The sequence below is a fragment of the Alkalibacterium sp. m-11 genome, assembly GCF_054658155.1.
Window position 1 is genome coordinate 1 of record NZ_BAAGIR010000273.1, and the last position, 1,143, is coordinate 1,143.

1 protein-coding gene is annotated in these 1,143 nt (G+C 40.2%); it reads left to right on the plus strand.

The genetic code is table 11. The features are described from left to right. Positions 1-1,081 (plus strand): IS4 family transposase (locus tag ACYQ2O_RS12345; RefSeq protein ID WP_459796713.1); only part of this gene is annotated, 1,081 nt, incomplete at its 5' end. Between the last annotated feature and the right edge of the window lie 62 nt (positions 1,082-1,143).

Here is a 1,143-nt window from a genome sequence, read left to right on the forward strand (position 1 = left end):
AGAGGACAATGAACGGGTACTTATTCTGGATGATTCCATGTTTAGCCGTAATCGAAGCAAAAAAGTCGAGTTGTTAGCTAAAAACTATGATCATGCGAGCGGAAAATATATGAAAGGCTTTCGTATGTTGACTCTAGGTTGGAGTGATGGTTTCACCTTTATTCCGTTGGCAAAATCTTTTCTCAGCTCCAAAAAGAAAGCCAATCGCTTAAGTGAAGCAGATGAGCGAGTAGACAAACGGACCGTTGGATATAAACGCCGTCAAGAAGCTCAAAAGAAAGCAACAGAAACAATGTTTGATTTACTAAATGCTCTACCTTTAAACCGTTTAAAGGCAAACACGATTCTCTTTGATAGCTGGTTTGGTCACGCTGCAGTCATTAAGCAAGTTGTAACAGACTATCCCTTACAGGTCATCTGCATGATCAAACCCATGCGTGCAACCTACGGCTATCAAGGACAGCGCTATACCCTTAAAGAGCTCTATGCCCATTTGAAGAAAAAACGGGGACGCGCCATTATCAAAGCAGAAGCAATCGTTAGCCTTGGGCTAAATGATAAGGGTGATGAGATTCATGCCAAAATTATATTTGTTAAAAACCGCAATAGTAAAGGTAAGCGTAATTGGTTAGCGTTACTTTCTACCGACACTGAACTGGAAAATGAAGAAATTATTCGTTTATATGGCAAACGGTGGGACATTGAAACGTTCTTTAAATACTGTAAATCCTACCTGCAGCTCGGAAAAGAAGTATACGGACGAAAGTATGATATCATGATCGCTCACACTACTATTGTCTTTATGCGCTATATATTCTTCGCCCTTGCTTCACGAAATGAACAGGATCCACGAACGATCGGAGATCTGTTTTATATGGAATGCGATGAACTCGAAAATATTCGCTTCACAAAATCCCTCTCTCTTTTATTGCATGCGTTAAAAGAGCTGTTAGAAGGTGAATTTGTACTATCTGAACAACAGGTGACGAAGGTGCTGGATCAATTAATTGAGACATTACCGACTTCATTTAAAGAAATTTTATCTGGAAACCAGCCCAATCAGGCATACAGCACTGTTTGATCTCGTTGATTAACCTTAAGCCGATAGGCTTTCCAAGGTCTGATTAGGGTGCGAAACTTGAG